This is a genomic window from Sorangium aterium, assembly GCF_028368935.1.
Classification (GTDB): Bacteria; Myxococcota_A; Polyangia; order Polyangiales; family Polyangiaceae; genus Sorangium; species Sorangium atrum.
The window spans coordinates 521,230-548,050 of the sequence record NZ_JAQNDK010000004.1; the positions used below are offsets into that span (position 1 = coordinate 521,230).

At 70.9% G+C, this 26,821-nt stretch carries 22 protein-coding genes; 12 read left to right on the top strand and 10 right to left on the bottom strand.

Annotated features, from left to right (window positions below):
* Window position 1 precedes the first annotated feature (1 nt).
* Window positions 2-1,387 carry a WD40/YVTN/BNR-like repeat-containing protein gene (locus tag POL72_RS33380; RefSeq protein ID WP_272100800.1) on the bottom strand — a complete coding sequence of 462 codons (1,386 nt, stop codon included), beginning with the start codon at window positions 1,385-1,387 and terminating at the stop codon, window positions 2-4.
* A 14-nt stretch (window positions 1,388-1,401) separates the two neighbouring features.
* Window positions 1,402-3,183 carry an RICIN domain-containing protein gene (locus POL72_RS33385; protein ID WP_272100802.1) on the bottom strand — a complete coding sequence of 594 codons (1,782 nt, stop codon included), beginning with the start codon at window positions 3,181-3,183 and terminating at the stop codon, window positions 1,402-1,404.
* A gap of 641 nt (window positions 3,184-3,824) precedes the next feature.
* On the opposite strand from POL72_RS33385, the gene POL72_RS33390 reads away from it, so the two are divergent.
* The 5 genes from POL72_RS33390 to POL72_RS33410 all read left to right on the top strand — a co-directional run bounded on the left by POL72_RS33390 (window position 3,825) and on the right by POL72_RS33410 (window position 10,863).
* The gene (locus POL72_RS33390; protein WP_272100804.1) at window positions 3,825-5,534 is read left to right on the top strand and encodes a WD40/YVTN/BNR-like repeat-containing protein; all 1,710 of its coding nucleotides are present in this window, start codon (window positions 3,825-3,827) and stop codon (window positions 5,532-5,534) included.
* A gap of 99 nt (window positions 5,535-5,633) precedes the next feature.
* Window positions 5,634-7,766 carry a molybdopterin oxidoreductase family protein gene (locus POL72_RS33395; protein ID WP_272100806.1) on the top strand — a complete coding sequence of 711 codons (2,133 nt, stop codon included), beginning with the start codon at window positions 5,634-5,636 and terminating at the stop codon, window positions 7,764-7,766.
* Window positions 7,766-9,217: an FAD-dependent oxidoreductase gene (locus tag POL72_RS33400; RefSeq protein ID WP_272100808.1), complete on the top strand. Its 1,452-nt coding sequence runs from the start codon at window positions 7,766-7,768 to the stop codon at window positions 9,215-9,217. Before POL72_RS33395 ends, POL72_RS33400 begins: the two co-directional genes overlap by 1 nt.
* 83 nt (window positions 9,218-9,300) lie before the next feature.
* A complete protein-coding gene (locus POL72_RS33405) occupies window positions 9,301-9,843 on the top strand; it encodes a YkgJ family cysteine cluster protein (RefSeq protein WP_272100810.1) in 543 nt (180 codons plus the stop codon).
* A gap of 318 nt (window positions 9,844-10,161) precedes the next feature.
* Complete coding sequence (locus POL72_RS33410) at window positions 10,162-10,863, top strand: hypothetical protein (RefSeq protein WP_272100812.1); 702 nt, start codon at window positions 10,162-10,164, stop codon at window positions 10,861-10,863.
* 79 nt (window positions 10,864-10,942) lie between these two features.
* Here the strand turns inward: POL72_RS33410 and POL72_RS33415 are convergent, their stop codons facing one another.
* The 4 genes from POL72_RS33415 to POL72_RS33430 form a co-directional block, all read right to left on the bottom strand.
* A complete protein-coding gene (locus tag POL72_RS33415; protein WP_272100814.1) occupies window positions 10,943-11,674 on the bottom strand; it encodes a hypothetical protein in 732 nt (243 codons plus the stop codon).
* A 158-nt stretch (window positions 11,675-11,832) separates the two neighbouring features.
* The gene (locus POL72_RS33420) at window positions 11,833-12,207 is read right to left on the bottom strand and encodes a hypothetical protein (RefSeq protein ID WP_272100816.1); all 375 of its coding nucleotides are present in this window, start codon (window positions 12,205-12,207) and stop codon (window positions 11,833-11,835) included.
* The gene (locus POL72_RS33425) at window positions 12,204-13,379 is read right to left on the bottom strand and encodes a hypothetical protein (RefSeq protein ID WP_272100818.1); all 1,176 of its coding nucleotides are present in this window, start codon (window positions 13,377-13,379) and stop codon (window positions 12,204-12,206) included. Before POL72_RS33425 ends, POL72_RS33420 begins: the two co-directional genes overlap by 4 nt.
* Before the next feature lie 14 nt (window positions 13,380-13,393).
* A complete protein-coding gene (locus tag POL72_RS33430) occupies window positions 13,394-13,894 on the bottom strand; it encodes a hypothetical protein (RefSeq protein WP_272100820.1) in 501 nt (166 codons plus the stop codon).
* A 132-nt stretch (window positions 13,895-14,026) separates the two neighbouring features.
* Between POL72_RS33430 and POL72_RS33435 the strand changes: the two genes are divergently transcribed.
* Window positions 14,027-15,415, top strand: coding sequence for an MATE family efflux transporter (locus POL72_RS33435; protein WP_272100822.1), 1,389 nt, complete (start codon window positions 14,027-14,029; stop codon window positions 15,413-15,415).
* A gap of 37 nt (window positions 15,416-15,452) precedes the next feature.
* Here the strand turns inward: POL72_RS33435 and POL72_RS33440 are convergent, their stop codons facing one another.
* A complete protein-coding gene (locus POL72_RS33440; protein WP_272100824.1) occupies window positions 15,453-16,277 on the bottom strand; it encodes an SDR family NAD(P)-dependent oxidoreductase in 825 nt (274 codons plus the stop codon).
* Between the two features lie 66 nt (window positions 16,278-16,343).
* Here POL72_RS33440 and POL72_RS33445 point away from each other — a divergent pair, with 66 nt between their 5' ends.
* A complete protein-coding gene (locus POL72_RS33445; protein ID WP_272100825.1) occupies window positions 16,344-17,249 on the top strand; it encodes a LysR family transcriptional regulator in 906 nt (301 codons plus the stop codon).
* 208 nt (window positions 17,250-17,457) lie between these two features.
* Here POL72_RS33445 and POL72_RS33450 read toward each other — a convergent pair whose 3' ends face one another.
* Both POL72_RS33450 and POL72_RS33455 read right to left on the bottom strand, forming a co-directional pair.
* Entirely contained in the window at window positions 17,458-18,819 is a 1,362-nt protein-coding gene (locus POL72_RS33450) for an amidohydrolase family protein (protein ID WP_272100827.1), read from the bottom strand.
* A gap of 565 nt (window positions 18,820-19,384) precedes the next feature.
* Window positions 19,385-21,325, bottom strand: a complete 1,941-nt coding sequence (locus POL72_RS33455; protein ID WP_272100829.1) for a hypothetical protein — start codon at window positions 21,323-21,325, stop codon at window positions 19,385-19,387.
* 312 nt (window positions 21,326-21,637) lie between these two features.
* Between POL72_RS33455 and POL72_RS33460 the strand changes: the two genes are divergently transcribed.
* The 5 genes from POL72_RS33460 (at window position 21,638) to POL72_RS33480 (ending at window position 25,157) form a co-directional block, all read left to right on the top strand.
* Window positions 21,638-22,033 carry a polyhydroxyalkanoic acid system family protein gene (locus POL72_RS33460; protein WP_272100831.1) on the top strand — a complete coding sequence of 132 codons (396 nt, stop codon included), beginning with the start codon at window positions 21,638-21,640 and terminating at the stop codon, window positions 22,031-22,033.
* A complete protein-coding gene (locus tag POL72_RS33465) occupies window positions 22,020-23,327 on the top strand; it encodes a DNA topoisomerase IB (RefSeq protein WP_272100833.1) in 1,308 nt (435 codons plus the stop codon). The genes POL72_RS33460 and POL72_RS33465 overlap by 14 nt, the downstream gene beginning before the upstream one ends.
* A gap of 260 nt (window positions 23,328-23,587) precedes the next feature.
* A complete protein-coding gene (locus POL72_RS33470; protein ID WP_272100835.1) occupies window positions 23,588-24,094 on the top strand; it encodes a hypothetical protein in 507 nt (168 codons plus the stop codon).
* Between the two features lie 303 nt (window positions 24,095-24,397).
* On the top strand, window positions 24,398-24,877 hold the full coding sequence (locus POL72_RS33475; RefSeq protein ID WP_272100837.1) for a DUF2383 domain-containing protein: 480 nt from the start codon (window positions 24,398-24,400) through the stop codon (window positions 24,875-24,877).
* A gap of 58 nt (window positions 24,878-24,935) precedes the next feature.
* Window positions 24,936-25,157, top strand: coding sequence for an addiction module protein (locus tag POL72_RS33480; protein WP_012233798.1), 222 nt, complete (start codon window positions 24,936-24,938; stop codon window positions 25,155-25,157).
* 329 nt (window positions 25,158-25,486) lie between these two features.
* Here the strand turns inward: POL72_RS33480 and POL72_RS33485 are convergent, their stop codons facing one another.
* Window positions 25,487-26,653, bottom strand: a complete 1,167-nt coding sequence (locus POL72_RS33485; RefSeq protein WP_272100840.1) for an acyl-CoA dehydrogenase — start codon at window positions 26,651-26,653, stop codon at window positions 25,487-25,489.
* Window positions 26,654-26,821: the final 168 nt, after the last annotated feature.

Here is a 26,821-nt window from a genome sequence, read left to right on the forward strand (position 1 = left end):
GTCACCGCGCTCGCGGCGCCTGCGCGCGGCGGCGTCCGTGCCGCCGCGCGCGCAGGAGCGCGCCGCCGGCAGCGGCGAGGCAGCTCAGGAGCGCCCCGGCACGCCCCCCGCCGGACGCCTCGCAGGAGCAGCCGCCGCCGGCGCTCGGCTCGGCTGCGCCCGCGCCGGCCTCACCCCCGCCGGCGCTCGCCGCGCTCCCGCCCGCGCCCGCGGCGCCGCCCGGGCCGGCGCCGGCCTCGCACGACGCCGCGGCGCCGATGAAGCGCGCGGTCGCCGGCCAGAGCTGGGGGCAGGTCTTGCCTGTCGAGCCGTCGACCCCGCAGGCCGCCGGCGCGCCGCAGAGCCGGTCGAACGTCATGAGCGGCGAGAACGTCCTGCCCCCGTCCGTGGAAATGCCGGCGGAGAAGCCGTCCACGGGCTCGTCGGCGCAGGCGAAGAGGCCCCGCGCGGTCCACGTCAGGCAGCGGACGCCGAGCTGCCCAACCTGGGTGAACTCGAGGGTATCCGTCGGCGCGACCCACAGGCCGTCCAGATCGCTGCCGGCCGCGATCTCGGTCCCGTCGGGCGAGAGGGCGAGGCCGAGCAGGCTCGCGGCCTGGAACACCTCGCGCCACGTGGCGCCCCCATCCCGCGAGACCAGCAGGGCGTCCGCGCCGTCGCCGTCGCGGCGCACGTACACAACGTCAGGGTCGTTCGGGTCCACGGCGCCGAGGTACGGCAGGTTGCGATCGTCGCTGCCAGGGACGTCGAACTCCTCCCAGGTCGCGCCGCGATCGTCCGAGCGCCGCACGATCCCCTGGAACGTGGGGCCGTTGCGGCGCCCGCTGACGTAGATGCGCCGCGGATCGCTGGGCGCGCTGTCCAGGGTCACGCCGAGGAACGTGCTCGGGAAATCGACCCCGGCCTGGGTCCATGTCCGCCCGTCGTCCTTCGATTCCCAGACCTGCGTCAAGATCGCGTCGCTGGCCATGACGCTGGAGCCGAGCAGGAGGACGCTCGCGGGATCCGCGCGATCGATCGACAGATCGACGATGTTGTGCTGGGAGAGCGCGCCCTCGGCGATGTGCCAGTCGCAGCCGCCGTCGTGCGTCGCGCTGAGCCCGTCGAAGAGCCCGGCGAGGATCGAGCCGTCGGCGGTGACGACGAGCATGGGGTCCTCGAAGCCGCTGTAGCCGATGGCCGCTTCACAGATCCACGACCAGCGCTCGCCGCCGTCGTGCGTCGTGAGGACGCCGTAGGTCGCGCGGACGACGATGTGCTCGGGATCGGCGGGATCGACGAGGATCTGGCCGGCGGCGGGGTATCGGCCGTTGGCGCGCGCGGGCGGGGCGGCGGAGAGGGCGAGGCCCGCCGCGGCGGCGGCGAGCCCGAGAGCGACGCGGTTCATCGAAGCGAGGATCGCTACTGCCGCCGGAACTGCTGGTTCGTCCCGTTGTTACAGGTGTACTGGGCGAGCCTGGCGCCGTCGGCGGTGCTGGCCCCGTAGACGTCCACGCACTTCCCGCTGTTGACCGAGCGCAGCGAGACGACGCCGTTGCCGCGATCGATGAGATCCCACTTCTGGCTGTTCTTGCCGCTGTTGCAGTCCGCCTGCGTGATGTTCGCCCCGTTGTTCCGGCTGGACCCCTGCACGTCGGCGCACTTTCCGCTGTTCACGTTCTTCACGGTCGCCGTGGTGCCGCTGATGATCTCGACATGCCACTGCTGGTCGCTCGCCCCGGTGCACGGCCGCTGGACGACGGTGGCGCCGTTGTCCAGGCTCGCCGCGTTGACGCTCATGCATTTGCCGGAATGGAGGGCCGCCAGGCTCTGGCCGGCAGTGCCGCCGGTGCCGCCGCCGGGGTCGCCCGTGCCGCCGCCGGTGCCGCCGCCGGGGTCGCCCGTGCCGCCGCCCAGGCCGGAGATCTGGACCTGCGCGCCCGTGGCCGACACGGAGAGGAGCTTCAGCGTCGCGTTCGTCCCGAAGAGCTGATGAGAAGCGCCGACGACGAGCGGCGCGTCCCTGAAGTTCCCGCCAGGGATCATGTCGAGCAGGTGCGCCCGGCCGCTTTCTCGCGACTGCGTGAAGAAGGCATGGATGAGCAGGCCCTTCGTGGAGAGGTTGCGCGAGTCGACGACGTTCGTCGCCGCCGGCTGGCGGAACTCGATCTGGTACATGATGTCGTTCGGGCCCTTGACGCGGAGGAGCTGGATCCCGGTGCTCGCCTCGGTCATCGGGGCGAGCGTATACGTCCCGTCGGCGGTGACCGTCTGGGCCTGCGCCGACGGGATCCACCCGAGGTTCACCTTGTAATTGGCGTTGTAGTGCTGCTTCCCGCCGTCGCCCATCGGGTCGAAAATATCGCCGTACTCGTCGAAGGTGCAGTCGTTGCTCATCGTCACCGTCGCCCCGCCGCTGCGGCACGTCCGCGAGGAGGCGTGCCACAGGCCGAAGTTGTGGCCGAGCTCGTGCACGACGACCTCGGGCCAGAGGCCGGCCATCCAGGTGGCGTTGCCGGGCTGCGCGCCCATGCCGGCGTACCCGCAATCCATCTTCCCCATGATCATGTAGTGCTGGTACGCCTTCAGATCGAAGCCGGCGTTCTTCGCCGCGGTCCTGGCCTCGTTCTGCCATCGGTCGTAGTCGTCGCACTTGCCAAAGGTGATGTTGAACGGGCCGGCGAGGTCGTACTCGAGCTGCATCTTGCCGAACGACGAGCCCGCCAGGTGGGTCGCCGCTGCTGCCATGGTGTTGCGTACGTCCTGCTCCGTGCCCATCGTCTGGCCGCCGTCGAACTGCACGCGCAGCACAAGGACGCGCTTGGTCCCGGTCGTGACGAGCGCGTTCGTCAGCTCGCCGATGCCCTCGGCCGGCCGCATCGTGTCGACCACGATCATGCCGTCGTCGGTCACGGTGCCGAACACGTCCACCGGGGAGCCGCTCGCCGTGCGCCAGTCGGTCGACGGCTCGGCGCCCGGCGCCGTATCCGTCATCGAGTCCAGGTTCAGGCGCACGAACACCCCATCTTCCCGCTCCAGCATGTACCGCGCCTCGCCGTTGGCGACGGCGACGGTCAGCGTCCCGGAGGCGGTCGGGGTCGGCCCCGCTCCCTCGTCATCGGCGCCGATGCTCAGGCAGCCGGGCGCGAACGCGCACGCTGCAGTGAGGGCAGCCGCGGTGAGGTGTGACTTGAAGCGCTTCATTGGATCTTCCTTTCCTGGCTCGGTCCGATGCGCCCATCTCCCCCGATGTCGGAGGGCGCCGCACCATCCCCCTCAGGAGTCCGGGCGCGGCGCGACGGAGCGCTGCCAAGGAGAGGCCGCAAGCGCCGCCAGCCTCTCCGCTGCTGATGTAACTTGACGGCCGATCCGCTCGCGGATCCGCGCGACCATCGCTCGCGATCGCCGCGCCGTGCTGCCGTCCCCGCACCCTCGCGAGTGCCTCTCGCTTGGACGTCAACGTCAGAGCAAATCCGCGGCCAAGGACGTGCTACCGCCTTGACACGGGCAGCGTGCCTCTCTCGGTGAAACAATCACGTGAGGACGGCCCGTGATCCAACCCGATATGATGTTTGCGCGATTGGCATGGATCGCGAGAGATCCTGAATGGACATGAAAACACCACCCCAGTGAGACCACGTGAGTTGGTGATGAGCGCTTGAGCCCGGCCGAACGAGCGAGCTTGGCCGGCATTCTGCGCGATTGGCCGCGAGGGTGGCAATCCGTGGTCGCGGGTGAGCGCGTGAGTTCTCCGGTGAGGACGCGGGCGGTGGTGTGGGTGGATTGGCGCGCTCGCGGCAGTCCCCGTCGACCGTCGCTTCGTCCGGCCTGGTATCGTGGCCGGGATGAGCATCCGGCACAGCGCCGTCTGGGGACGAGGGCACCTGATTGTCATCGTGGGATCCCAGGGGCACGTGCTCCGCTCGGAGGACGGCGGCCAGCGCTGGAAGAGGGGGCAGACGGCCACCCGCCAGGACCTGAGCGCGCTCGCAGGCACCGGCGCGGCGCTGATCGCCGCCGGACACCGCGGGACCCTGCTGTCATCGCGTGATGACGGGCAGCATTGGTCGGAGGTGGGCTGCGGCGCGACGGCGGACCTGCGCGGCGTCGCCCTGCGGGACGACGGCGAGGCCATCGCGGTGGGGCTCGGCGGGACGGTGCTCCGCTCCGGCGATCACGGCCACACCTGGGGAGCCGGGCCGAGCCCCGGGGACCTCTGCCTGGAGGCCGCCGCGCTCGACGCCGAGGGCCGCTTCCTCGCGCTCGCGCTCGAAGGACAGCTCGCCACCCTGCAAGGAGCGACATGGACGTGCCACAAAGTCCCGGGCCGGAATCCGAGGGCGCTCTGCGCGCGAGGCGAGCTCGTGATCGTGGGCGACGGCGATGGCCATGCCCACGCGAGCCGGGACGGGGGCGCCTCCTGGGAGTCGCATTCCACCGGGACCGGGCGCTCGATCAAGGCGCTGTGGCTCGGCGCCGCGGGCCTCGTGATCGCGTCCGGCGAAGGCGGCATCCTGGCGGTCAGCGAGGACGAGGGCCGCACCTGGAGGCGCGCCGCGCTCCGGTCCGATCAGCACCGCTGCGCGGCGTGGGGCGATGACCAGGGCGCGATCTGGTGCCTGGGAGACGGCCCCGCCGCCCGATCCCTCGATGGCGGGAAGAGCTTCACCAAGGTGCCAGTCCAGGCAGGGGACGCGCCGCTCGACGGCCCCTGGGAAAAGGTGCCTGTTCGAGGGAAGTTCCGGGGCCTCTGGGTGCAAGGCCAGGGGAGGGTCGTTCTGGTGGGCGACGGCGGCGCCATCGCGCGAACCCACGACGGCGGCCAGACATGGGAGAGGAGCGCCGTGGAGGACGCCGGCGCGCTGATCTCCGTGTGGGGCAGCGGCGAGGCGATCCTGGCTGTCGGCGAGGGGGTCTCGCAGATCCGATCCGAGGACGGCGGACACCGCTGGATGGCAGTGGCAGGCAATCCCGGCGGGGCCTCGGTCCACGGGCAGGGCGGGACAGGGGCGTTCGCCGTCCTCGATGGCCGGGTCTGCCGCCTCGACGCGGACGGCTCACGATGGGTGGATCTGGAGGTCCCGCGCGCGCCGCGTTTCCGCGCCGTCTGGGCAGGGCCGGAGCAGCGCGCCGTGGCGGTGGGCTCCGGCGGCGCCATCGTGCGCACGGTCGACGGCGGCGCCACGTGGGAAGCCGCGGAGAGCGGCAGCTCCCGCGATCTGTCCGCCATCTGGGGCACGGGCGATGAGCTCTTCGTGGCGGGTGGACTGGGCGTCAGCGACGTGCTGCGCTCTCGAGACGCAGGCGCGACCTGGGAGGTGCTGGCCCAGGTCTCCGGCAGCCTCAGGAGCCTCTGGGGCGATGACGCCGGCACGCTGTGGGCGTGCGGCGCGGGCGGCGTGCTCCTGCGATCCATCGATGGCGGGCACACCTGGCGAGGCGAGGCGTCCGGCACCTGGGGCACGCTGTTCGAGGTGCGCGGGGACGGGGCCGAGGTGTGGGCGCTGGGGGAGAGCCTCCTGCTGCGCCGGCGGCATGGGGCATCGACAGGTTAACTGCCCGCACATTCCTCAGAAATACGTCCGAAACAGAGCGGCTGCTACATCACTGCGAGCCTCCTCGACGCGCTCGCTGAGGGTGGCTGACGCGACTCCATGGCACCGCGCTCCTCCCTTCGGCTCAAGATCGTCACCTCCGAGACGACCACGCAGACCCACTGTCCTTACTGCGCCTTCCAGTGCGGCGTGGTCATGACGGACCGCGCGGCCCACGCGGGGGCGATCGACGTCCGACCGGACGACGATTTCCCCGTCAACCGCGGGCAGATGTGCATCAAGGGGTTCACCTCCGCGGCGCTGCTCGATCACCCCGAGCGGCTGACGGTGCCGAAGATCCGCGGGCGCGCCGGCCGCCTCCTGCCGGCGCGCTGGGACACGGCGCTCGATTTCGTCGCCGAGCGGCTCCTCCGGCTGCGAGAGCTCCACGGCCCCGCGGCGCTGGCCGCGTTCGGCAGCGGCGCCCTGACGAACGAGAAGACCTACCTCCTCGGCAAATTCGTCCGCCTCGCCCTCCAGTCGCCGAACGTCGATTACAACGGCCGCTATTGCATGTCCTCGGCGGCCGCGGGGCAGAACAAGGCGTTTGGCGTCGACCGCGGCCTGCCGTTCCCCGTGTCCGATATCGCCCAGACCAAGGCGCTGCTCCTCTGGGGCGCGAACTGCGCGGAGACCCTGCCGCCGATCATGCAATGGATCTTCGCGCAGCGCGACAACGGCGGCGCGCTGATCGTCGTCGACCCGCGGCGCACCGACACGGCGCGCGCCGCGGCGCTCCACCTCCAGCCCACGCCCGGGTCCGACCTGGCGCTCGCCAACGGCCTCCTCTACCTCGCCCTCGAGGAGAAGCTCATCGACACGGCGTATATCGCCGCGCGCACGGACGGGTTCGACGATCTCCGCCGCGCCGTCCTCTCGTACCACCCGGCGCACGTCGAGCGGCTGACCGGGGTCTCCACGCAGGATCAGCTCAAGGCCGTGCGGCTGCTCGCCGAGGCGCCGAGCAGCATGCTGCTCTCCGGCCGCGGGCCGGAGCAGCAGTCGAAGGGGGTGGACACCGTGCTCTCCTTCATCAACCTCATGCTCGCGCTCGGCAAGGTCGGCAAGCCGTACAGCGGCTATGGCTGCCTCACCGGACAGGGCAACGGCCAGGGGGGCCGCGAGCACGGCCAGAAGGCGGATCAGCTCCCCGGCTACCGGCATATCGAGGACGCGGAGCACCGGGCCGCGATCGCCCGCGTCTGGGGCGTCGACCCTGCCGAGCTGCCAGGCAAGGGGAAGAGCGCCTACGAGCTGCTCGACGCGCTCGGCCCCGAGGGGGGCATCCGCGCGCTGCTCGTGTTCGGATCCAACGTGGCTGTCGCGTCGCCGAACGCGCTCAACGTCGAGCGGCGGCTCGCGTCGCTCGATCTGCTCGTGGTCTGTGACGCCTTCGCCAACGAGACGGCCCGAGACGCCCACGTCCTCCTTCCGATCGCCCAGTTCGCGGAGGAGGAGGGGACGATGACGAACCTCGAAGGGCGGGTGATCCTGCGGCAGAAGGTCCGCCCGGCGCCCCCCGAGGTGAAGACCGATATCGAGATCTTCTGCGAGCTCGCGCGCCGCCTCGGCGCGGGCGGGCACTTCCAGTACACGTCCGCCGAGCAGGTGTTCGACGAGCTGCGCCGCGCGACCGCGGGCGCCAAGGCGGACTACAGCGGCATCACCTACGACAAGATACGCCGGCACCGAGGCGTCTTCTGGCCGTGCCCGTCGGTCGAGCACCCGGGGACTCCGCGCCTCTTCGCCGAGCGGTTCCATCACCCGAACGGCCGGGCGCGGTTCCACGCGGTCCACCACCGCCCCGCCGCCGAGCTCCCCGACGACGCCTATCCGTTCTATTTCACGACGGGCCGCTACAAGGAACACTACAACTCCGGCGCCCAGACGCGCCGGGTCTCCACGCTGGAAGAGGCCAAGCCCGAGCCGAAGGTCGAGGTCCACCCCAGGCTGGCGGCGCGCCTCGGCGTCGTCGACGGCGACTCGCTCCTCGTCGAGAGCCGGCGAGGGGCGGTCACCTTCCGGGTGGCGGTCGCGCCTTCGATCCGGCCGGACACGCTCTTTGCTCCGTTTCACTGGGGCGGCAAGAAGGCCGCCAACATCCTCACCGTGCCGGCGCTGGACCCGACCAGCCGGATGCCGGAGTTCAAGGTGTGCGCCGTCAGGGCGCGCCGGGTCTCGGAGTCGAACTGATGCGAAGGAAGGACCTTGTCATCGTTGGCAACGGCATGGCGGCGTGCCGCCTGCTGGACGAGCTGATGTCGCGCGGCGCGAGGGACCGCTACGACATCACCGTCTTCGGCGAGGAGCGGGGCGGCGCCTACAACCGCGTCCTGCTCAGCAAGGTGCTCGCAGGGGAGGCGCCGGACTCCATCGTCACGAAGCCCCCCGCCTGGTACGAGCGGAACGGGGTGCGGCTCGTCGGCGGGACCTCCGTGGCGCGGATCGACACCGCGTCGAGGGCGGTCGTGGCAGCCGACGGCGCGCGCCAGCGTTATGACGTCGCCGTGCTCGCGACCGGCAGCCAGCCGCTCGTCCCGCCGCTCGAGGGCATGACGACCTCGGAGGGCGATCTGCGCCCGGGCGTCTTCGTGTACAGGACGATGGACGATTGCGTCCGGATGCGCGGCTGCGCGCGGGCGGGAGACAACGCCATCGTGGTCGGCGGCGGGCTCCTCGGCCTGGAGGCGGCCAAGGTGCTGAGCGACATGGGCCTCCACGTGACCGTCATCCACGTCGCGAAGAGCCTCATGAACGCGCAGCTCGATCCGATGGGCGGCGACATGCTCGAGCAGCACATCGAGCGCTGCGGCATCTTCGTCCGCACCGGGCGCACCGTCGAGGCCATCTGCGGGGAGGAGTCCGTCGAGGGGTGTCGCCTCGACGACGGCAGCGTCCTGCCGGCCGACATGGTGGTCCTCGCGTGCGGCGTCCGGCCCCGCGTCGACGTCGCGCGGGCCTCCAACCTGCCCATCAACAAGGGCATCGTCGTCAACGACACGATGGCCACCCAGGTGCCCGGCATCTATGCCATCGGCGAGTGCGCGGAGCACCGGGGCAGGCTCTATGGCATCGTGACGCCCATCTGGGAGCAGGCCGCCGTCCTCGCCGACGTCCTGACGGGCGCGAACCCGCAGGCGCGCTACCGAGGCACGAAGCTGTATACCCGGCTGAAGGTGGCGGGCGTCGACGTCACCTCCATGGGCAGCACCGAGCCGGAGCTCGAGAGCGACGACGTGCTCCAGGTCGTGGAGACGCGGAAGAGCACGTACCGGAAGCTGATCATCCGCGACGGGCGACTGTTAGGCGCCCAGTTCGTCGGCAACACCGCGGCAGCCGCCACGCTCGTGCAGCTCTTCGATCGCAACGATCCGCTGCCCGCCGATCCTCTGGAGGCGCTCTGCGCCGGCGGCGGCGCGGGGCCGGCGGCGCAGGCCGAGCGCATCGTCTGCAACTGTCACAAGGTCAGCGAGGCGACCCTCCGGGAGGCCATCGAGGGCGGCGCCTGCTCGCTGGAGGCGGCGTGCACCGCGACCAAGGCCGGCACGGGGTGCGGCTCCTGCCGCGGCGAGGTCGCCCAGCTCGTGGCCCGGCACGCGCCGTCGGCGGAGGTCGCCAGCGGCCGCGCCGTGGCCGCCGGATAACGTGGAGAGCGCGCCGAGGCGAGCGGAGCGGCGCGGATGCGGCCGTGGCGCACGAGGATCCGCCCCGCTATAGACGCCGGCGCATGCACCGCACGCCGCGCGAGCGCCTCCACGAGCTCTTCACCAAGGTCGACGCGTTCTTCGCGAGCGCGAGCGCCCGCCACGGCGGGCGGATGGCCTGCAGCACGGGGTGCAGCGATTGCTGCCGGCGGCGGTTCTCGGTGACGTCGATCGAGGCCGACGCGATCCGCGAGGCGCTCGCGGCGCTCCCGGTGGCCGACCGCGCGGCGCTCGCCGAGCGCGCGCGGGCGGGCGATCCCGGCGTGTGCCCGGCGCTCGACGGGGAGGGGAGGTGCGCCATCTACGCGGCGCGGCCGCTCATCTGCCGCACGCACGGCCTGCCCATCCGGTTCGCGCCGGCCAGCGAGCGCGCGCTGCCGGTCATCGACGCCTGCCCGAAGAACTTCGTGGGAGAGGACCTCCACGCCGTCGAGGCGTCGTCGGTCCTCGACCAGACGACGCTGTCGACGGTGCTGGCCGCCCTCGACATGGCCCACGCCGACGCGGCGGGGCAGCCGCGCGGGCAGCGCGTCGCGATCGCAGCGGTGCTCACGGGCGAGGAGTAGCTGCCGCCGAGCCGTCGGCTCGATGACGAGCCGGTCCGGCTCAGCCGACCGACGGTCGTCGGCGCCACGACGCTCCCGGCCTCGGCCTGCGTGCGCTCGCAGTGGCACAGATCAGGCACTGGCACAGGCCAACTATGGCTCGAATAATTGGCTCAATATGGGCCAATTGCTGAGCGGGTGCCAATGTGCGCGCGCTGATTTGCGGCAAATCCAGGTTGGCCCGCGGGTTGCTCTTCGGTGGTGGCCCACTCTGGAGCGGTGGCAGGTCACGGCACAGTCCGCCGTCGGTCCGGAGGGGCAGCTTACCTGGAGGATAGAATGACCAAGACGATCAGAGGGTTTGGGTCGGTGGCGGCGGCTGGCGTGGTGTTCGCGGCCTTGCTCAGCGGTTGCGGCTCGCAGGCTGCCGATCGCGGTCCGGACGTCGGCTCGATCAGCTTGCCGCTCGCGGCCGATGCGCCGTCTGGAGCGCGATATCGGCTCCGCGACGCCACGTTCGAGATCTCGAACGGTTATTACTACTACGAAGATGAGAATACCTCGGCCATGGCTGTCGGTGGTGGCTACGGAACTGTGGTGACGGTCAGCAGCGAGGATCAGGATCCGAACGAGAGCTCCCTCATCGTCGATCTGGAGCAGGGAGGGTACGGCGTCAGGCTCCTTCCGGGCTGGCACTTCGAGAAGGTCGAGGACGGCACGGTGACGGATCCGAACGTGGAGGCCACGCTGCTGTCGCGGCAAACGGTCTACGTGTACGTCTCGCCGCGTTCGACGACCTGGGCCGAGTATGCGTTCGGCATCGGGAGCAGCGAGCTGTGGCTCAACGGCAAGGTGAACCTCGACATCAACGTCTACGAAGATCCGGACGACTACTATGGTTCCGGCGGAGTCGGAGGCGGGGACCCCGGAACCGGAGGGGCGGGCCCTATCGGGAGCGTGACCAGCGGCTATCCCGGGACCGGTAGCGGCAACTCCGGGGCCGGGGGCGGCTACTACGGGGTCGGGGGCGGCTCGCCGTGATAGAAGAGCTGCTACGACGGTAGCGGCAGTTCGTGGCGCGGCTGACGAGAGCTCAGCCGAACGAGCGACTCGTCGCCTGTCAGCGAGGGCTGCACTGCACGACGCAGATGGCGGTGGCGCCCCTGGCGCGCGCGCTGGCCTCGCATGCATGCTTCGCTTGCTGCGACGCAAGGAAGCGATCCTTCGCTGAGCCGTTGCCGAACACCATCTGATAGTTGCATGCGCCCGCGAAGCCGCAGACGCGCACGGACGCGCTCGCCGTGCACCACCAGGATGTCCCGCCCGTCGCGCTTCCATTGCTCGGGCTTCCATTCGAGGCGCCCTGCGTCGGGGAGGCGGGCGTCCGCACCGCTGTCGACAGAGGCGCCGGCGCCTCGCCTCTCTCGTCGTCGGCGGCGGCCGGCGGGGCATCACCCGCGGCATGGTCGCCGGTGGACGGGTCTTCGCCCGCCGCCTCGTCGGCCTCCTGGTCGGGGCGAAGCGGGGTGCTCGTCGACCTGGGCACCACCGGTGAGACGCCGCCGGCGGTCGACGCGCCGGAAGGCGTGGTCTCGACCACGGTTTGCTCCGGCGAGGCGCTCGCCACCACGTACACGGCGCCGGCGATCACGAGGATGGCGCCCACGCCCAGCGCGAACAACCCGCCGAGGACGATGAGCACAATCGCGAGCGGCGACAGGCCTGACTTCGGACGCTGCGGCGGCGGTGGAGGGTAGTAAGGCGGCGGCTGCGGAGGGTAGTAAGGCGGCGGTTGCGGAGGGTACTGAGGCGGCTGCTGCGGAGGGTACTGAGGGCGCCCTGGACCGAACATCTCGCAGTCATAGCGCAGCGGAGCCGTCCGCGCTGCGTGAGACGATCACCCACGCTGTCGGCGAACGAACGATGTCGCATCCGACGAGCCCGCCCGCGAGGGGTGCTGTCCGCGGCGGGGTCGCTTCGGAGCCGGCGGAGCGGCGCTCTGCGGCCCGCTCACACCCAGCCGGTTGTGGCGCGCAGGAGCAGCCCGAGCCCGAGCGACGCGCCGTTCGCGAGCGCCGAGGCGGCGATGGCGTGCGTGGCAGGTAGATCGCGCAGCGCGAGCCGGTAGACGCCGAGCTCGAGCAGCACCGCCCAGAGCTCCGAGAGGGCCAGTCGCGCCGTGGCGCCGATCGCGAGCGCGGGGAAGATGAACCACACCGCCGGGTGACTCGCGATGTTGGCGACGGCCACGAGCGCGGCGCGGCGGCCTCGTGACGGCTCCGCCGCGCCGAGCAGCGGTGAGGCGACGGCGAGCTCGATGAGCAGCGTGAACGCGAACGCGCGCGCCCAGGCGGCCACCAGCGGATCGGTGAAGACGCGGCTCATGGCGCGGCCGGCTGCGCGGCGATCTCGGACCCGCCGCGGTCCACCACCTCGCGCGCGTGCCCGGACCGCTCCTGGCGCGCCTCCGCGGCGCGCCGGCCGGCGTCGCCGCGGACATAGAAGTACGCGAGCAGCGCGAGCTCCAGGTACCCGTGGAAGGAGGCGAGCGAGAGCACCAGGTTGCGCGTGCCGAGCGCGCTGCGCAGGGCGCCGAGCAGCACCAGGACGGCGAGGACCGCCACGGCGGCGAGCCCTGCGTCCCCGAAGTCGCGCCGGAGCGAGCGCGCGGACATGCGGAAGGTGGTTGTCCGCCGGCCCGGGTGATCTTCCTGAGGAATGAGCAGCAGCCAGACCGCGTAATGGACGGACTGCAGGAACGCATAACATGCGGTGAGCGCCATCGCGGAGCGGGTCGGCAGCCCGGGCGCGAGCCAGTCGCTCGCCAGGAAGAGGTGAAGCCCGAAGGCGTCCAGCCACCCGGCGCGCAGGGTGACGGAGGTCATCGCCCCGCTCGCGAGGAGCGCTGTCCCGGCCAGCACGAGGCCGAGCGGCCAGGCGACAGCGCGCACCCGGCGGCGGAAGAGCGCGAGCCATAACGCGAGCGCGACCAGGTTGTGCGCGTGCGCGAGGGCGAGCCGGAAGCCGCGCGGCGCGGCGAGCGCCGCCGCCGACAGCGCCACGGCCGCGGCGGCGGCGAGCGCGACGCGCCGCCATGCGCGCGACGCGAGCGCGCCGGCGACGATCGCGGCGCCGAGCCAGGCGGCGAGCAAGGCGTGCTCGGCGCGGAGCAGCGCCGCGGCCGAGCCGAAGTGCACCTGGGCGCCCCGCACCCCCACCAGCGCGGCGCAGGCGGTCCAGACGACGCCCCGCCACCACGACGGCAGCCCGCGCCGCAGCACGAGGTAGCGCACGTCGGCCGCGACGTGCAGGACCCCGAGCAGGACGGGCCCGAGCACGAGCAGCGCGCTCGGCGCAAAGACCGCCATGGCGAAGGCGCCGAGCGCGTTGGCCGCGGCGAGGGTGGCTATCCTGCGATCGGGGCGCGCCACGATCGCGATCGCGAGCTCGCTCCGGCGGAGCAGGCCGAAGACGCGCCGCCGCGCGCCGTCGAGCGGCGCGACGCCGCGCTCGAGCAGGCGGGCCACGCTCGCGGGCGGAGGACCGGGCGCACCCACGGCCGAGGCTCGCTTCAGCGGCGCCGGCGGGCGGCCACGAGCGCCGCGGCGCCGCAGAGCAGCATCAGCCCGGCCATCGCGCCGCCCGAGGCGGCGCCGCTCATGGCGCAGCCGCCGTCGTCCGATGATGCCTTGTCCGAGCCCGCGCTGCCGGCCGACGTCGAGTCCCCGCCCGAGGTCGAGGTTGCGCTCCCGCCCGAGGTCGACGTCGCGCTCCCGCCCGTGGCCGACGTCGAGCTCCCGCCCGAGGTCGACGTCGCGCTCCCGCCCGAGGAAATGCACAGATTGCAGTCGTATTCCACCGTGGTGAAGCCGCCGTCCTCGCTCGGCAGCGTTCGCTGGCACTTCTGCTTCGTGCACGTGCCAGGCTCGTTGGCCTCGGGCCCCGCGTTGTTACAGCTCGACCCCGGCGTGTCGCACGCGGCGGGCGGCGGGATGTCCGCCCGCGCGGAGGAGGTGAGGAGCGGCGCTGCGAGCAAGGCGGCGATCGCCACAAGGCACGAGGGCTTCATCATCCCGCCACTCTGTGCTTTTCTCCGGAAAACTTCAAGAGCGGGGCCGTCGATCCACGCTCGTGCACCTGGCCCTTGCGAGGAAAAACTAACGGGGTAATACCGAGACGGTCAGATATTACCCGGCAAAAACTTATGGACACCAACATCGAAGTCGAGGCGCCGTCCGCGCCGCGCGGCGTGCACGACATGACGCAGGGCAAGCCGCGCGCGCACGTCGTGCGCGTCATGCTGTTCATCCTGGCCGGCATGGCGATCCAGACCCTCTACGGCCTGATCGACATCTACTGGGTCGGTCGCCTCGGAAAGGAGGCCGTCGCTGCCGTGGCGGTCTCCAGCAACCTGATGTTCGTCTCCCTGGCCGCGACGCAGATGCTCTCGGTCGGCTGCGTGGCGCTCGTCTCGCAAGCGGCCGGAAGAAAGGAGCACGGCGAGGTGCAGCGCCTGTTCAACCAGGTGCAGAGCCTCGCCATGTGGGCGGGCGCCCTCTTTCTCGTGCTCGGCCTCGCGCTTCACCGCACGTACGCCGAGCGGCTCTCTGGAGACGCCATGACCGCCGAGCTCGCGAGCAGCTTTCTGCTCGCGTTCATTCCGGCGCTCGCGCTGCAGTTCACGATGGTGGGGCTCGGCTCGGCGCTGCGCGGCATCGGAGACATGAAGCCGGGGCTCGTGGCCCAGACCGCGAGCGTGCTGCTCAACATGGTCCTCGCGCCCTTCCTCGTCTTCGGCTGGGTATCGGGGCGCCCGCTCGGCGTGCTCGGCGCGGCCCTCGCCACGCTCATCGCGACCGCGGCCGCCGTCATCGGGCTCGCCGTCTATCTCCTGCGCGGCAAGACCTTCCTTCGCCTCCGCCTCGCCGACTGGCAGCCGGACCTCCCCACATGGCGAAAGCTGGTGGCCATCGGCTTGCCCTCGGGCGCGGAGTTCTTGTTGCTGGCGGTCACCATGGGCGTGATCTACGTGGTCACGCGCCCCTTCGGCTCGGAGGCGCAGGCCGGGTTCGGCATCGGGCTGCGGGTGATGCAGGCCGGCTTCATGCCTGCCGTGGCGATCAGCTTCTCCGCTGCGGCGGTCATCGGCCAGAACTACGGCTCCCGCGCCTACGCTCGCGTCCGCGAGACCGCGCTCGAGAGCGTGAAGCTTGTGCTCGGGTTCATGGTCCTCTTCACCGTGGTCTGCCAGGTCTTCCCCGCGCAGCTCGTCGCGCTCTTCTCGCCCGCGCCGGACGTCGTCGCGGCCGGCGTCGACTACCTCCAGGTGACCTCCTGGGGATACTTCGCGAGCGGCATCGTGTTCGTCTGCGCCGGCGTCTTTCAAGGCCTCGGCAACACCTGGCCCTCGCTCGCCGCCTCGGGGGCGCGCGCGGTCGCTTTCGTCCTCCCCGTCCTCGCCCTGAGCGCTCGGCCCGGCTTCCGCATGCACACCATCTGGCTCGTCTCGCTCGGCGCCACGCTCGGCCAGTTCGGGCTCCAGCAGATCCTGCTGCGGCGCGAGCTCGCCCTCAAGGTTCCCGCATCGCAGTGACGCGCCGCGGGGGGCGTAGCGCCCGCCCGAGCGCCGATCAGGGACGTGCGCTCGCCGCCCTGGCCGGCAGGGCGCGCACCTGGTTCTTCCGCATGACCTCCGCGGTCAGGCGCGCCGCCATGGCGCGCGGCACGAAGCGCGCGAGGTTCGAGAGGATGTAGTTGCCGAGGCCGTGGATGGCGTGGGTTCGCCCCGTCGAGAGGGAGCGCAAGCCGAGCTGCACGACGTCGCTCGCCTTCGCCTTCGCGCCCACGGCCGCGGCTTCCCCGGCGATCTCGAAGAACGGCGTCTCGGTCGCGCCGGGGCAGAGCGCGACCACCTTCACGCCCCGCTCGCCGAGCTCGGCCCAGAGCGCCTCGCTGAACGAGAGGACGAAGGCCTTGGTCGCCCCGTACACCGCCATCGAGGCGATCGGGTAGAACGCCGCCGTGGACGCGACGTTGAGGACCGCGCCGCGCGTCCTCACGAGGTCGGGCAGGAACGCGTGGGTCATGGCGACGAGGGCGCTCACGTTGAGCGCGATCTCCTCGAGCTGCCTTTCGATCGGCGTCTCCTCGAAGCGGCCGTGGGTCGCGAATCCCGCGTTGTTGATGAGGAGGTCGACGGTCACGCCGCGCCGCGCGACCTCCGCGTGCACGCGCCCGATCGCCCCCGCGCTCGTGAGGTCGTCGGCGATCACCTCGACGCGGACGCCGTGCGCGGCGCGCAGCTCGGCGGCGAGCGCCTCCAGCTTGTCGCGCGAGCGGGCGACGAGGATCATGTGGCATCGCTGCGCGGCGAGCTGGCGGGCGAATTCGGCGCCGATGCCGGTGGAGGCGCCAGTGACGAGGGCGTTCCGGTTCTCGAAGGGGTGTCGCGTCATGCCTCCATGTGTAAGCTCTGGGTCGGTTCGCGAGAACGGACATCTTCGGGCATCGGAGTTCCACGGATGAAAAACGACGCCTTCTCCTGGGACGACCTCCGCGTGCTGCTCGAGGTCGACCGACGTCGCAGCTTCCTCGGCGCGGGCAAGGCGCTCGGGCTCTCCACCTCGACGGTCGGGCGGCGCATCGACGCGCTCGAGCTCGCGCTCGGCCGGAAGCTCGTGCACCGGACGACCGCCGGCACCTCGATCGATCCGGCGGCGCGCGCGCTCGTCGCGCTCGCCGAGGGCATGGAGAGGGAGCTCCGCGTCGAGGGGAGGGACGCGCGCGGCGTCGAGTCGCTCGAGGGCGTTGTGCGCGTCTCGGTCAAGGAGAGCTTCGCGCGCCCGATGGCGAAGGTCCTCTCCGAGTGGCGGCGCATCCACCCCGAGACGCTGATCGAGCTCGCCTCGGAGGCGCGCCTCGCGGACGTCGCGAAGCGTGAGGCCGACCTCGGCGTCCGGACGGTGCGCTCGTCGTCGAAGGCGCTCGTCGAGAAGCGCCTCGGCACGTTCTCGTACGGCCTCTGGGCCTCGAACGAGTATGTCGAGCGACACCTGCGCGACGGCCACCTCCGCGACGCGGACTTCCCGCGGCACGACTTCGTCGGCTATGACGGGCCGGGCCGGGAGTCCGAGCAGGAGCGGTGGCTCGTCGCCCGCGGCGCGCGTCGGTTCCCGTTCCGTTCGAGCTCGGACGACGCGCTCCTCACGGCCGCGAGCGAGTCCCAGGGCATCTTCATCTTCGCGGACGCGCTCGCGCGTGACGTGCCCGGGCTGCGACGGCTCGTCTGCCCGACGCCGCTCCCGACGGTGAGCGTGTACCTCGTGGTCCACCGGGATCTGCGGCGCGTTCCGCGGATCCGCGGCGTCGCGGGGGCGATCGAGGAGGCGATCCGTCAGATCGCCGTTCGTGAGAAGGCTCGCGGCTAGAATGCCGATCCCCTTGATCGAGCGTGAAATGAGCCGCCAAGACGCCAAAAGACGCCAAGAACAGAACACTATTTAAAGGTCTTTTGGTGTCTTTTGGCGGTTTGAAATTCTGCTCTTCTCTGGCGATTTCAACCCGTTTGTTGCTCCAGAGCGGGTCGATTCTCGGGATCCTGCCCCCTTCATTCCCCGGAGCGCGGCGGCTACCGCCTCAGAAGAGCACGCGCTCGACGCCCGCCGCGTCGAGGAGGTAGTCCCGGGACGCCTCGAGGCCGGCGCGGAGCCGGCCAAAGTTCACGCCGACGAGCTTGCCTCGCCATTTCCTGATGCTCCCCGCGACGATGACCGTGTCCACGTTGCTGCGGTCCATCAGCGTCACCACGGCACCCGGCACGTTGTTGAGCGGCGCCACATTGATGGCATCCGCCCGCAGCAGGATGATGTCGGCCTCCTTGCCCGGCGTCAGCGAACCGACCTTGTGGGAGAGACCGGCCACCCGGGCCCCCTCGACCGTGGCCAGGCGGATGACATCGCGGCACGTGAGGAGCTCGGGCAGATCCGTCTCTCCGGCCAGCGCCCGCTCGTTGATGAGCGCCCGCTGGAGCGTGAAGACGGTCCGCATCTGGGTGAAGAAGTCTGCGGTCATGGTGCACTCGACGTCGGTGCTGAGCGCGGGCTGGACTCCATGATCGAGCGCTGCCTGGATCGGAGGCGTGCCGTGCCGCATGGTCATCTCGATCGGGGCCGCGATCGAGACCTTCGCGCCCGCGTCGGCGATCGCCTGCCAGGAGGCCTCCGAGATGGCGCTGGCGTGGATGAACTCGAGATCAGGCCCCATCAGGCCCTCGCTCTCGATCTGCTCGATGAGCGTCCCCTGGCCGATGCTGCCGACGAGGTGGGTCACGATGGGCAGGCCGTGCTGGCGCCCGATCGCCCAGTAGTCGCGCCACGCGGGGTCGAACACCTCCCCGCCCATCGCCAGGGTCAGGAGCTGGTCGGTCGAGGAGAAGTACTGGCTCTGTATCCGATCGAGATCGTTCGGGAAGATGTTGCCGGGGCCCGCGCCCGGCGAGTACACGAAGAGCGCGCGACGGCCCGACTCCTGCAATCCATGGATGACGGCATCGGTGTGCTCCGGCGTATGGCCCACCTGGGACGTGTCGATGACCGTCGTCACCCCGGCATCCAGCTGGCTGAGGGAGGAGGCGAGTACGGCGAGGAAGGCGTCCCGTGGCCGGAAGACCGGCGTGATGGTGAAGTGGATATAGTCGAGGTAGTTCTTCTCGCCGTGCGGCAGCCCGTCGTTGGCCAGCAGGCCGTCCGAGAGGAAGCTCCGCAGCGCGGTCTGGTACTGGTGGTGATGGGTATCGACGAACCCCGGCATCACGATCGTGCCCGTCGCGTCGATGATCTCCGCGCCTGGGGCGTGGAGGTGCGGCCCGACGGCGATGATCTTCTTGCCCTGAACGAGCACGTCGCCCTGGGCGAAGTCCCCCACGTTCGGATCCATGCTGAGCACGGCGCCGCCTCTCAGGATGTAACGCCGGTGCGGGGCGCCGGTCCCGTGCGGCATGTCATCATCGTGCTCCACCCTTCCCGTCGCCGCCGCGGGAGTCGAGAAGGCCGCCGCAGCGCCGAGGGCTGAAGCTCCCACCGCGAGAAACCGGCGACGAGAGGAGCCCGCCTCGCCTGGCTCTCGGTCGTGGTTCGAGTCATTTCCACAGAGCTTCTGGCACATACCAAGTTCCTCCTGCTCAGTTCACGCGTCCTTCTCTCGTGCCCCCGCCGCTCGAGACACGGACCGCTGCGTCCTGGTGGGCTGAGCAAAGCAGAGACTAACCCGGCGCGGAACCCAGCGTCGAGCCTCGTGAGATGCGATGCGGCGCCGAGGTCGTACGCCTTGTACGTTTGCGCGGTTGTACGGTTGTACGGTTGCGCCGTCGCACGGTCGCACGGCGTTCAGCGGGAAGGCCGGATGGAGAATTTCGCCCGAGATGCCGTATTACACAGCGAATCTCCCGGTAATGACCACAGAGGGGGATCGAGTGTGATGATTGATGATGCCGTTGCGGCCCACTCCGATGCGCAGGGCCGGGCCGCGCGGCGGTCGCATGGCCCGCGGCCGCCGTCCGGCGGGATCACCTGCCCAGCGCGGTCATCTTCTCGTTTACCCAGTCGTCGCCTGCGAGGGGGTGCACGCCGGCCCCGTCCCGATCGAGCGCGATCCCCACCGAGAGCAGCCCACTCTTCACGAGGAACGCCCCCCTGGCGGTCTGCCCGTCGGACTTCGTGAGCCGCCCGCGGATCGCGAGATCGCCCCCCTTCGCCTCCAGCAGCCTGAAATCGACGCCGCCGTCCGCGCGCCTCACCTTCGCGGACGCCTTGAGCCCCTCCATCGTGAGGAGCCCCGCGGCCCAGCCGGGAATGGCATCCTCGGCGTCGAGCAGCATCACGGCCGGCCGCGCGTCCTTGCATTCCACCCGGACCGCCGCCTCTGTGAGCCCCCGTTTCACCTCGGCGTCCTCGATGTCGATGTGCGCCCACCAGCCAGGGATCGCCTCGCCCTCGTGCTCGATCGCGAGGTCCTCGATGTCGATGCGGCCCTCCCGCAGCTTGGCTGTCGGATTCAAGACGTTCGCCGCGTCGAGCTTCATGCGGGCCGCCACGTCGCCCTTCACCCTCGTCTGTTTCCACTGCAGGGCGCCGTGCTTCAACAGCAGGCTCAGCGAGCCCGTCCCCCGGCCCAGCGGGTCGACCTCCAGGCTGCTCCGCGCGAAGGCTGCGCCGCCCGTGAACCGCGGCGCGTCCGGCGCGGCGTCCTCGGCGTTCAGCCAGCGCAGGTCCGGGATCGCCGCGGCGACGACCTCCACCTTCGACGCGAACCCCGGCGGGAGCCGCAGGAGGTGGAGCTCCGGCGCGTCGAAGGTGGCGCTCGCCCTCTCCACGACGATGGGCGGCAGCCCGCTCCCCGGGCGCTCGAGCGTCGCGCGGGGCAGCGTCACCGCGAGGCGCGGCGCTCCGCGCTCGTCGACGCGGAGCGCCGCGCGCGCCTCGGCGGTCGCGCGGAGCGACGGGGTGGAGGCCACGAGGCGGCTCGTCTCGTAGGACACGGTGCTGCCCGGCTCGACGCTCCCCCGGTTCACGACGAGGTTCGTCCTGAGCTCTCCGCTGCCGTCCTCGATCCTGGGTCCGGCGCCCTCGCCCCCGGGAAGGTGGATGAAATCGAGCCCCGGCAGCTGCGTGTCGAGGCGGACGCGCGCCCAGGTGGTATCGAGGACGTCGAGCCCTTCGACGTCCCGCGGATCGAACGTGCTCATCGTCACGTCGGCGTCGGCGTCGAGCCGCGCGACGACGCGATCGGCGACGTGGACCTCGCCCGACCGGAGCTCCAGCGCGACGGGCCCGACGCGAACGGCGCGGAGCGGCTTGTAATAGAACCCTCCCCGCACGCGGCCGCCGCCGGCATACCTGACTTGCTGGATCCAGACCTCCTTGAGCGTCGTGTCGATGTCCTCCAGCTGCACCGTCCAGAGGTTGTAACCCTCGTCGGAGTTCTCGAGATCGTGCTTCGGCGGCAGCTCCGGCTTGAGCGGAGGGTTCGCGAAGTCCGGGATGGGCGGGAGCGCCTGGATGTGCGGCGCCTCCAGATCGCGCTCGCTCGTCGGATCCACGAGCATCCGCATCCGGAACACGAAGCCTCTGGCGCGGATGTCCTCTGCATAGAACTTCTTCCGGAGGAGATCGGTCAGGTGGATATCGACGTCCGCTTCGTCGAGCTCCACCGCCCACTGAAGCACGCTGTCGGAGCCGCTGAGCCGGAGCTCCTCGACGTGAACGACGCCCGGCCAGAGGCTCCACGCCGAGCCGTAATAGAGCGAGGCGTCGACGGGGTTGTAGCTGACGAGCCTCGCGACGAGCCCCGTGCTCAGCATGACGTTCACGACGACGACGTAGCCGAGCCAGAGCGCGATAGGCAGGATCAGCAGCGCCTTCAGCGCCCTTTTCGCCCGTGGCCCGAGCCTCGCGCTGAGCGCAGGTGGAGACTTCAGCGCGGCGGCTTCGTGCAGGAGCGCGTGCATGATCGCATGGATCGCACGCGCCATGCCGCGAGCTGAGCCGCGGCGCGAGGGGGCGGGCTCAAGGCCAACCGTGGCGATCTGCCCCGCTCGTGGCGAACCTCGCCATGCGCGGACCGCGGGCGGGCCCGGTCCCGCGCGCAGGCGCCCAGAAATGGCCCAGCCGCGAGCGCTCGGCCCCCGTCGGACCCGACAGGCACCCGGCTTGCTAATCCCGCGAACGTTGGGCCTGGCGAGCCTGTCGCGGGTGCGCGTGCGCGTGCGCGTCGTCAATGCCCGGCGGAGCCAATTTTCCAGCCATCACCCGAGGTCATCATGAACCACACTGTCCATCACGACCTGAACGACGAAGAAGCGAAGACCGCCGTCCTGCGGGCGATGGCGAAGTATTGCGATCGATACGCAGAGTACGCTCCCTCCATTCTCTGGAGCGACGAGCGGCGCGCGCATCTCGGCCTCTCCTTCAAGGGCTTCACGCTCTCCGGGCGGCTCGAGCTCCGGCCCAGGGCCGTCGATTTCGCGATCGACATGCCGCTGCCGCTGCGCATGTTCAACCGGATGGCGATCGCGGCGATCGACGCCGAGGTGAGGCGGTGCATCGATGAGGCGCACCGCGAGCGCGCGCGGCGGCGCGCCCCGGGCTTGGTCGCGCAGGAGGGCCCTCTGAGCGGTCCGCGCCATGCAGAGCGGCAGCGCCATGACCACCCGTAAAAGGCGCCGCCCGCGGAGCGCTCCGCGCCGCGAGAGGCGCGCAGCCGCGAGCGGCGTCGTCCTCCGCCGGCGCCGCGTCAGCGTGTCGGTCGAGTCCGTCGAGACGGTCGAGCTCGCGGGGACAGGACAGCTCACCCCGTCACCGATCGAGTCCGCCGAGTCGGCCGGGCTCCGGTACGTGAACGACGGTGAGCCGGGGATCTCCAGGCGAGGGGCGGGCAAGGGCTTCCGTTACGTCGACGCCGACGGGCGCCCCGTCAAGGACGAGGCGACGCTCGCGCGGATCCGCCGCCTCGCGATCCCGCCCGCGTGGACCGATGTGTGGATCTGCCGGAGCGAGCGCGGGCACATCCAGGCGACAGGGCGGGACGCGCGCGGCAGAAAGCAGTACCGGTATCACCCGCGCTGGCGCGAGGTCCGCGACGAGACGAAGTACGATCGCATGCTCGCGTTCGGCGCGGCGCTCCCGGCGATCCGCGCGGCGGCCGAGCGGGATCTCGCGCTGCCTGGCCTGACGCGCGAGAAGGTGCTGGCGGCCGTGGTGCGCCTGCTCGACGAGACATCGATCCGCGTCGGGAACGACGAGTACGCGCGCGACAACGATTCGTATGGTCTCACCACGCTCCACGACGAGCACGTCGAGATCGAGGGGAGTCTCATCAGGTTCCACTTCAGGGGCAAGGGCGGCAAGGAGCACACGCTGACGGTGCGGGATCGCCGGCTCGCGCGCATCGTGAAGCGCTGCCAGGACGTGCCCGGCCACGAGCTGTTCCAGTACATCGACGGCGAGGGCCGGCGGCAAAGGATCCATTCGGACGACGTGAACGAGTACCTGCGCTCGGTCGCGGGCCAGGACTTCACCGCGAAGGACTTCCGCACCTGGACCGGCACCGTGCTGTGCGCGTCGTTCTTCTGCGAGATGGAGGTCGCGACCTCGGTCCGCCAGGTGAAGAAGCGCGTGGCGCAGGTGATCGACAGGGTGTCTGCCCGGCTGGGCAACACGCGCGCGGTCTGCCAGCGTTGTTATGTCCACCCGGCCGTGATCCGCGCTTATACGGAGGGCGCCCTGCAGTCCCTGATCGACGCGGAAGAGGCCGTCGCGGACGGGGCGTTCGCGGCGCTCCGGCCGGAAGAGGCGAAGATGCTCCGGATCGTCCGCGGCTTCGGCGAGCGAGAGGCCGCGCCGCTCGTGACCCGCCTCCGCGAGAGCGTTCGCGCGGTGCGCGCGGTGAACGCGCGGCGAGCCGGCAAGAGCGCGAAGCGTCCGGCCAGGGAACGGCGCGCAGCGGCCTGAGCCGCGCCGACGGCGAGCGCTGCAGCGGCCGCGCGGGGATGCGCCTCGCCGCGCCGCTCGCGACGAGTCTGCCGTGTCGTTGCGTCACAGCGTGATCGCCTCGCTGTGGCATCGTGCCGCGGACGCGACGGGGGCTGTTGTTGGGGTCGCGGGCGGCTCCGCGATCTCCCGCCGGATACGCGCGCGGTACGGTTCGTGTTGCGCGGATGTTCCCAGGAAATCAGCGCGAGCGGCGTGAGCCCTCAGCCAAGGAGGTCTGCATGGCGAACCAGAGGTTGATCACCGGGATGGTGCGAGCACGTGAGGAGGCCGAGGACGCCGTCCGGCGGATCCTGGACAGCGGGCACACGCGACGGGACGTCTGCGCCATCGTGAGCGAGGCGGCTCGCCGCCAGCACTTCGCGCGCTCGCGCACGCAGGGCGCTGCCTCGCACGGGAGCGCGCTGACCTCCATCCTCGCCTCGGCGAGCGCGGGGCTCGTCGTCCCGGGGCTGCGGCTCGCCGTGGCCGGCCCCATCGCGGTGAGGCTCGCGGACGCGAGCTCGGCGAGCGAGACGGCCAGCCTGAGCAGCGTGCTCGTCGACGCCGGGATCCCCGAGCACAGCGCGCCGGAGGTCGAGAGGCGCCTCAAGGAAGGCGCGATGCTCCTCGGCGCCCTCGCGCGCGACGAGAAGGACGCCGCGGCGCTGCGCGCGATCCTGCGAGAGGCAGGCAACGGCGATTTCTGCGGCACGGGCAAGGGAGCCCGCGTGTTCGCCGCGCTGTGAGCCCGCCGACGCACGGCGCTCCGCATCGCCGCTGGAGGGAGCCCGCCGGATGGCTGAGCTCGTTTCATCCCGAGAAGCCCTGGACATTGGAACGGGACTTGGAAGGAATGAAAGAGTTCAGCCGAGACTGATTCGGTACGAGGCGAACATGTACCCCTGAGGCAACGGGGGCGCGCGCCTTCCAGCAGTGGCGACGATCCCTGGCGATCGCGGCTCCTGCGTGGACGTACGGCGTGGAGGCCCAGCTCGGGAGGTAAGGAGGAGAGGAATCGGGGGTTCACCAGATATCGCAGGAGAGTACCCATGGAACCGGTCGCATTCGCAGACGAGAGCGTGGGCCTGGACGGACTCATCGACGATGACTCGATCGAGCAGCTCAAATCGTTTTGCCGCGGGGAGATGTCCGCGGTCGAGACCTACCGTCAGGCCATCGCCGCGGCGCGGCAGGGCTGGGTGGCTCACCACCTCAGGCTCAACCTTGCGTCGCACGAGGCGCGGGTGAAGGTGCTGCGCCGGCGGATCGAGGAGCTCGGAGGCGACCCCCCGGCGAGCTCCGGGCCATGGGGCGCGTTCGCCAAGGCCGTCGAGGGGACCGCCGTGGCGCTCGGCCACAAGACGGCGCTCTCGGCGCTGGCCGAGGGGGAGGAGCACGGCCTGAAGGACTACCGGGACGACATCGAGGAGCTCGACACCGAGTCGCACGCCCTGGTGCGCGACGTGATCTTGCCGCAGCAGGTGTCGACGCGCCGCTCGCTCGCCGATCTCAAGCGGCAGCTGCCGTGACCCGGGAGGCCGTCGGCGGATTGTTGCGGCGGGCGCTCCGTGCGATACTTTCGGGCGTATGGGCAGGGCTGCGCTGGACATCACCCGACTGAGCCGCGACGAGCAGCTCGACCTCCTCGACGAGTTATGGGCGAGCCTCGGGCGAGACCCTGACGCGCTGCCGCTCAGCGACGCCCAGCGCGTCGAGCTCGATCGGCGCCTCGATGAGCTCGAGGCCGAGGGGCCAGTCGGGCTCACCTGGGATGAGGTCGTCGCCCAGGCGCGCGCTCGGTCACGGTGAGGCCGTACCTCGTTCGGCCCGCTGCCGCGGCGGACATCGCGCGAGCATATGCCTGGTACGAGCGAGAGCGCGACGGGCTAGGAGAGGAGTTCCTCGTGGAGGTCCGCGCGGCGATGCAGGCGGTCGTCGAGGCGCCGACGGCCTACGCCGTTCTGCACCGCCAAACACGGTGAGCGCTCGTCCGGCGCTTCCCCTATGGGCTGTTCTTTCGTCTGATGGATGACGTCGTCGTCTTCGTCGCGTGCTTTCACACGCGCCGAAGACCCGAGTCATGGAAGCGGAGACGCTGAGGGCAACATCGGTGTCGGGGCGGGGGCGAACTCCCCAGCTCAGCCCTTCGCGTCGTATCCCGCCTGGAGCAGCTTCGCGATCGTGGAGAGCTGCATGTTCGACGTCCCCTCGTAGATCTTCCCGATCTTCGCGTCGCGGTAGAGCTTCTCGACAGGATAGTCCTTGGTGAAGCCGACGCCGCCCATGAACTCGATGCAGAGCGACGCCGTCCGCTCGGCCACCTCGGACGCGAACAGCTTGGCCATCGCCGCCTCCTTCACGAACGGCTGGCCCGCGTCCTTGAGCCGCGCGGCGTTGTAGACGAGGAGGCGCGCGGCCTCGATCTCCATGGCGACGCGCGCATACTGGAACTGCACGCCCTGGAAGCTCGCGATCGGCTGCCCGAACTGCTTCCGCTCGCCCATGTAGCGCATCGCGTGGTCGAACGCCCCGGCGGCCAGGCCGAGCATCTGCGCGCCGATGCCGATCCGGCCCTCGTTCAGCGTCTCGATGGCGATCTTGTAGCCCTTGCCGACCTCGCCGATCACGTTGCCCTCCGGCACCTCGCAGTCCTCGAGGACGAGCTCGCACGTGCTGGAGGCGCGGATCCCGAGCTTGTTCTCCTTCTTGCCGACCGAGAAGCCCGGGGACGATCGCTCGACGACGAAGGCCGTGATGCCCTTGTAGCCCTTCGTCGGATCGACGTTCGCGAACACAAGGAAGACCGAGCTCTCGTTCGCGTTCGTGATCCAGAGCTTGCGGCCGTTCAGGATCCAGCGGTCGCCTCGGCGCTCGGCGCGGGCCGCGAGGGCGAACGCGTCCGAGCCGGAGCCCGCCTCGCTCAGCGCATACGAGCCGACCCAGTCCCGGGACAGCCGCGGGAGGTATCTCTCCTTCTGCGCCTCGCTGCCCCAGCGGAGGAACGCATTGGCCACCAGCGTGTTCTGCACGTCGACGAGCACGCTCACGCTCGGGTCGACCACGGCGAGCGCCTCGATCGCGAGGATCGCGCTGAAGAAGCCCGCTCCAGAGCCCCCGTACGCCTCCGGGATCTCGATGCCCATGAGGCCGAGCTCGAACAGCGGAGGGAGCAGATCGTGGTCGAGCGCGCCCTCTTCGTCCATCGCCGCCGCGCGCGGCGCGACGCGCTTCCTGGCGAAATCAAGCACCGAGTCGCGGAAGAGGCGCTCCTCGTCGGACAGCTGGGTGAGCGGGGGGTGGGACACGACGGTTTCTCCTTGTGGGCCCATGGCGCAGCGCGGCGCCGTGGCGGCGTCGCCCCACTATGCTACGCGAGGGCCGCCAGCGAAAGCCGTTCGAGCGCGCCCCGCCCGGTCATCGCCGCGGCGCAACGCAGGCCACGCCGCGCCGGCGACGGACCGGGGCACGCCGCC

What these genes read in the sequence shown, in the direction of transcription:
- POL72_RS33395 (WP_272100806.1), top strand. Translation starts at nt 5,634, where the DNA reads ATGGCACCGCGCTCCTCCCTTCGGCTCAAGATCGTCACCTCCGAGACG.
- POL72_RS33450 (WP_272100827.1), bottom strand. Translation starts at nt 18,819, where the DNA reads ATGCCGCACGGGACCGGCGCCCCGCACCGGCGTTACATCCTGAGAGGC.
- POL72_RS33430 (WP_272100820.1), bottom strand. Translation starts at nt 13,894, where the DNA reads ATGATGAAGCCCTCGTGCCTTGTGGCGATCGCCGCCTTGCTCGCAGCG.
- POL72_RS33405 (WP_272100810.1), top strand. Translation starts at nt 9,301, where the DNA reads ATGCACCGCACGCCGCGCGAGCGCCTCCACGAGCTCTTCACCAAGGTC.
- POL72_RS33440 (WP_272100824.1), bottom strand. Translation starts at nt 16,277, where the DNA reads ATGACGCGACACCCCTTCGAGAACCGGAACGCCCTCGTCACTGGCGCC.
- POL72_RS33445 (WP_272100825.1), top strand. Translation starts at nt 16,344, where the DNA reads ATGAAAAACGACGCCTTCTCCTGGGACGACCTCCGCGTGCTGCTCGAG.
- POL72_RS33390 (WP_272100804.1), top strand. Translation starts at nt 3,825, where the DNA reads ATGAGCATCCGGCACAGCGCCGTCTGGGGACGAGGGCACCTGATTGTC.
- POL72_RS33435 (WP_272100822.1), top strand. Translation starts at nt 14,027, where the DNA reads ATGGACACCAACATCGAAGTCGAGGCGCCGTCCGCGCCGCGCGGCGTG.
- POL72_RS33415 (WP_272100814.1), bottom strand. Translation starts at nt 11,674, where the DNA reads ATGTTCGGTCCAGGGCGCCCTCAGTACCCTCCGCAGCAGCCGCCTCAG.
- POL72_RS33455 (WP_272100829.1), bottom strand. Translation starts at nt 21,325, where the DNA reads ATGCACGCGCTCCTGCACGAAGCCGCCGCGCTGAAGTCTCCACCTGCG.
- POL72_RS33470 (WP_272100835.1), top strand. Translation starts at nt 23,588, where the DNA reads ATGGCGAACCAGAGGTTGATCACCGGGATGGTGCGAGCACGTGAGGAG.
- POL72_RS33380 (WP_272100800.1), bottom strand. Translation starts at nt 1,387, where the DNA reads ATGAACCGCGTCGCTCTCGGGCTCGCCGCCGCCGCGGCGGGCCTCGCC.
- POL72_RS33400 (WP_272100808.1), top strand. Translation starts at nt 7,766, where the DNA reads ATGCGAAGGAAGGACCTTGTCATCGTTGGCAACGGCATGGCGGCGTGC.
- POL72_RS33460 (WP_272100831.1), top strand. Translation starts at nt 21,638, where the DNA reads ATGAACCACACTGTCCATCACGACCTGAACGACGAAGAAGCGAAGACC.
- POL72_RS33465 (WP_272100833.1), top strand. Translation starts at nt 22,020, where the DNA reads ATGACCACCCGTAAAAGGCGCCGCCCGCGGAGCGCTCCGCGCCGCGAG.
- POL72_RS33420 (WP_272100816.1), bottom strand. Translation starts at nt 12,207, where the DNA reads ATGAGCCGCGTCTTCACCGATCCGCTGGTGGCCGCCTGGGCGCGCGCG.
- POL72_RS33475 (WP_272100837.1), top strand. Translation starts at nt 24,398, where the DNA reads ATGGAACCGGTCGCATTCGCAGACGAGAGCGTGGGCCTGGACGGACTC.
- POL72_RS33385 (WP_272100802.1), bottom strand. Translation starts at nt 3,183, where the DNA reads ATGAAGCGCTTCAAGTCACACCTCACCGCGGCTGCCCTCACTGCAGCG.
- POL72_RS33480 (WP_012233798.1), top strand. Translation starts at nt 24,936, where the DNA reads ATGGGCAGGGCTGCGCTGGACATCACCCGACTGAGCCGCGACGAGCAG.
- POL72_RS33410 (WP_272100812.1), top strand. Translation starts at nt 10,162, where the DNA reads ATGACCAAGACGATCAGAGGGTTTGGGTCGGTGGCGGCGGCTGGCGTG.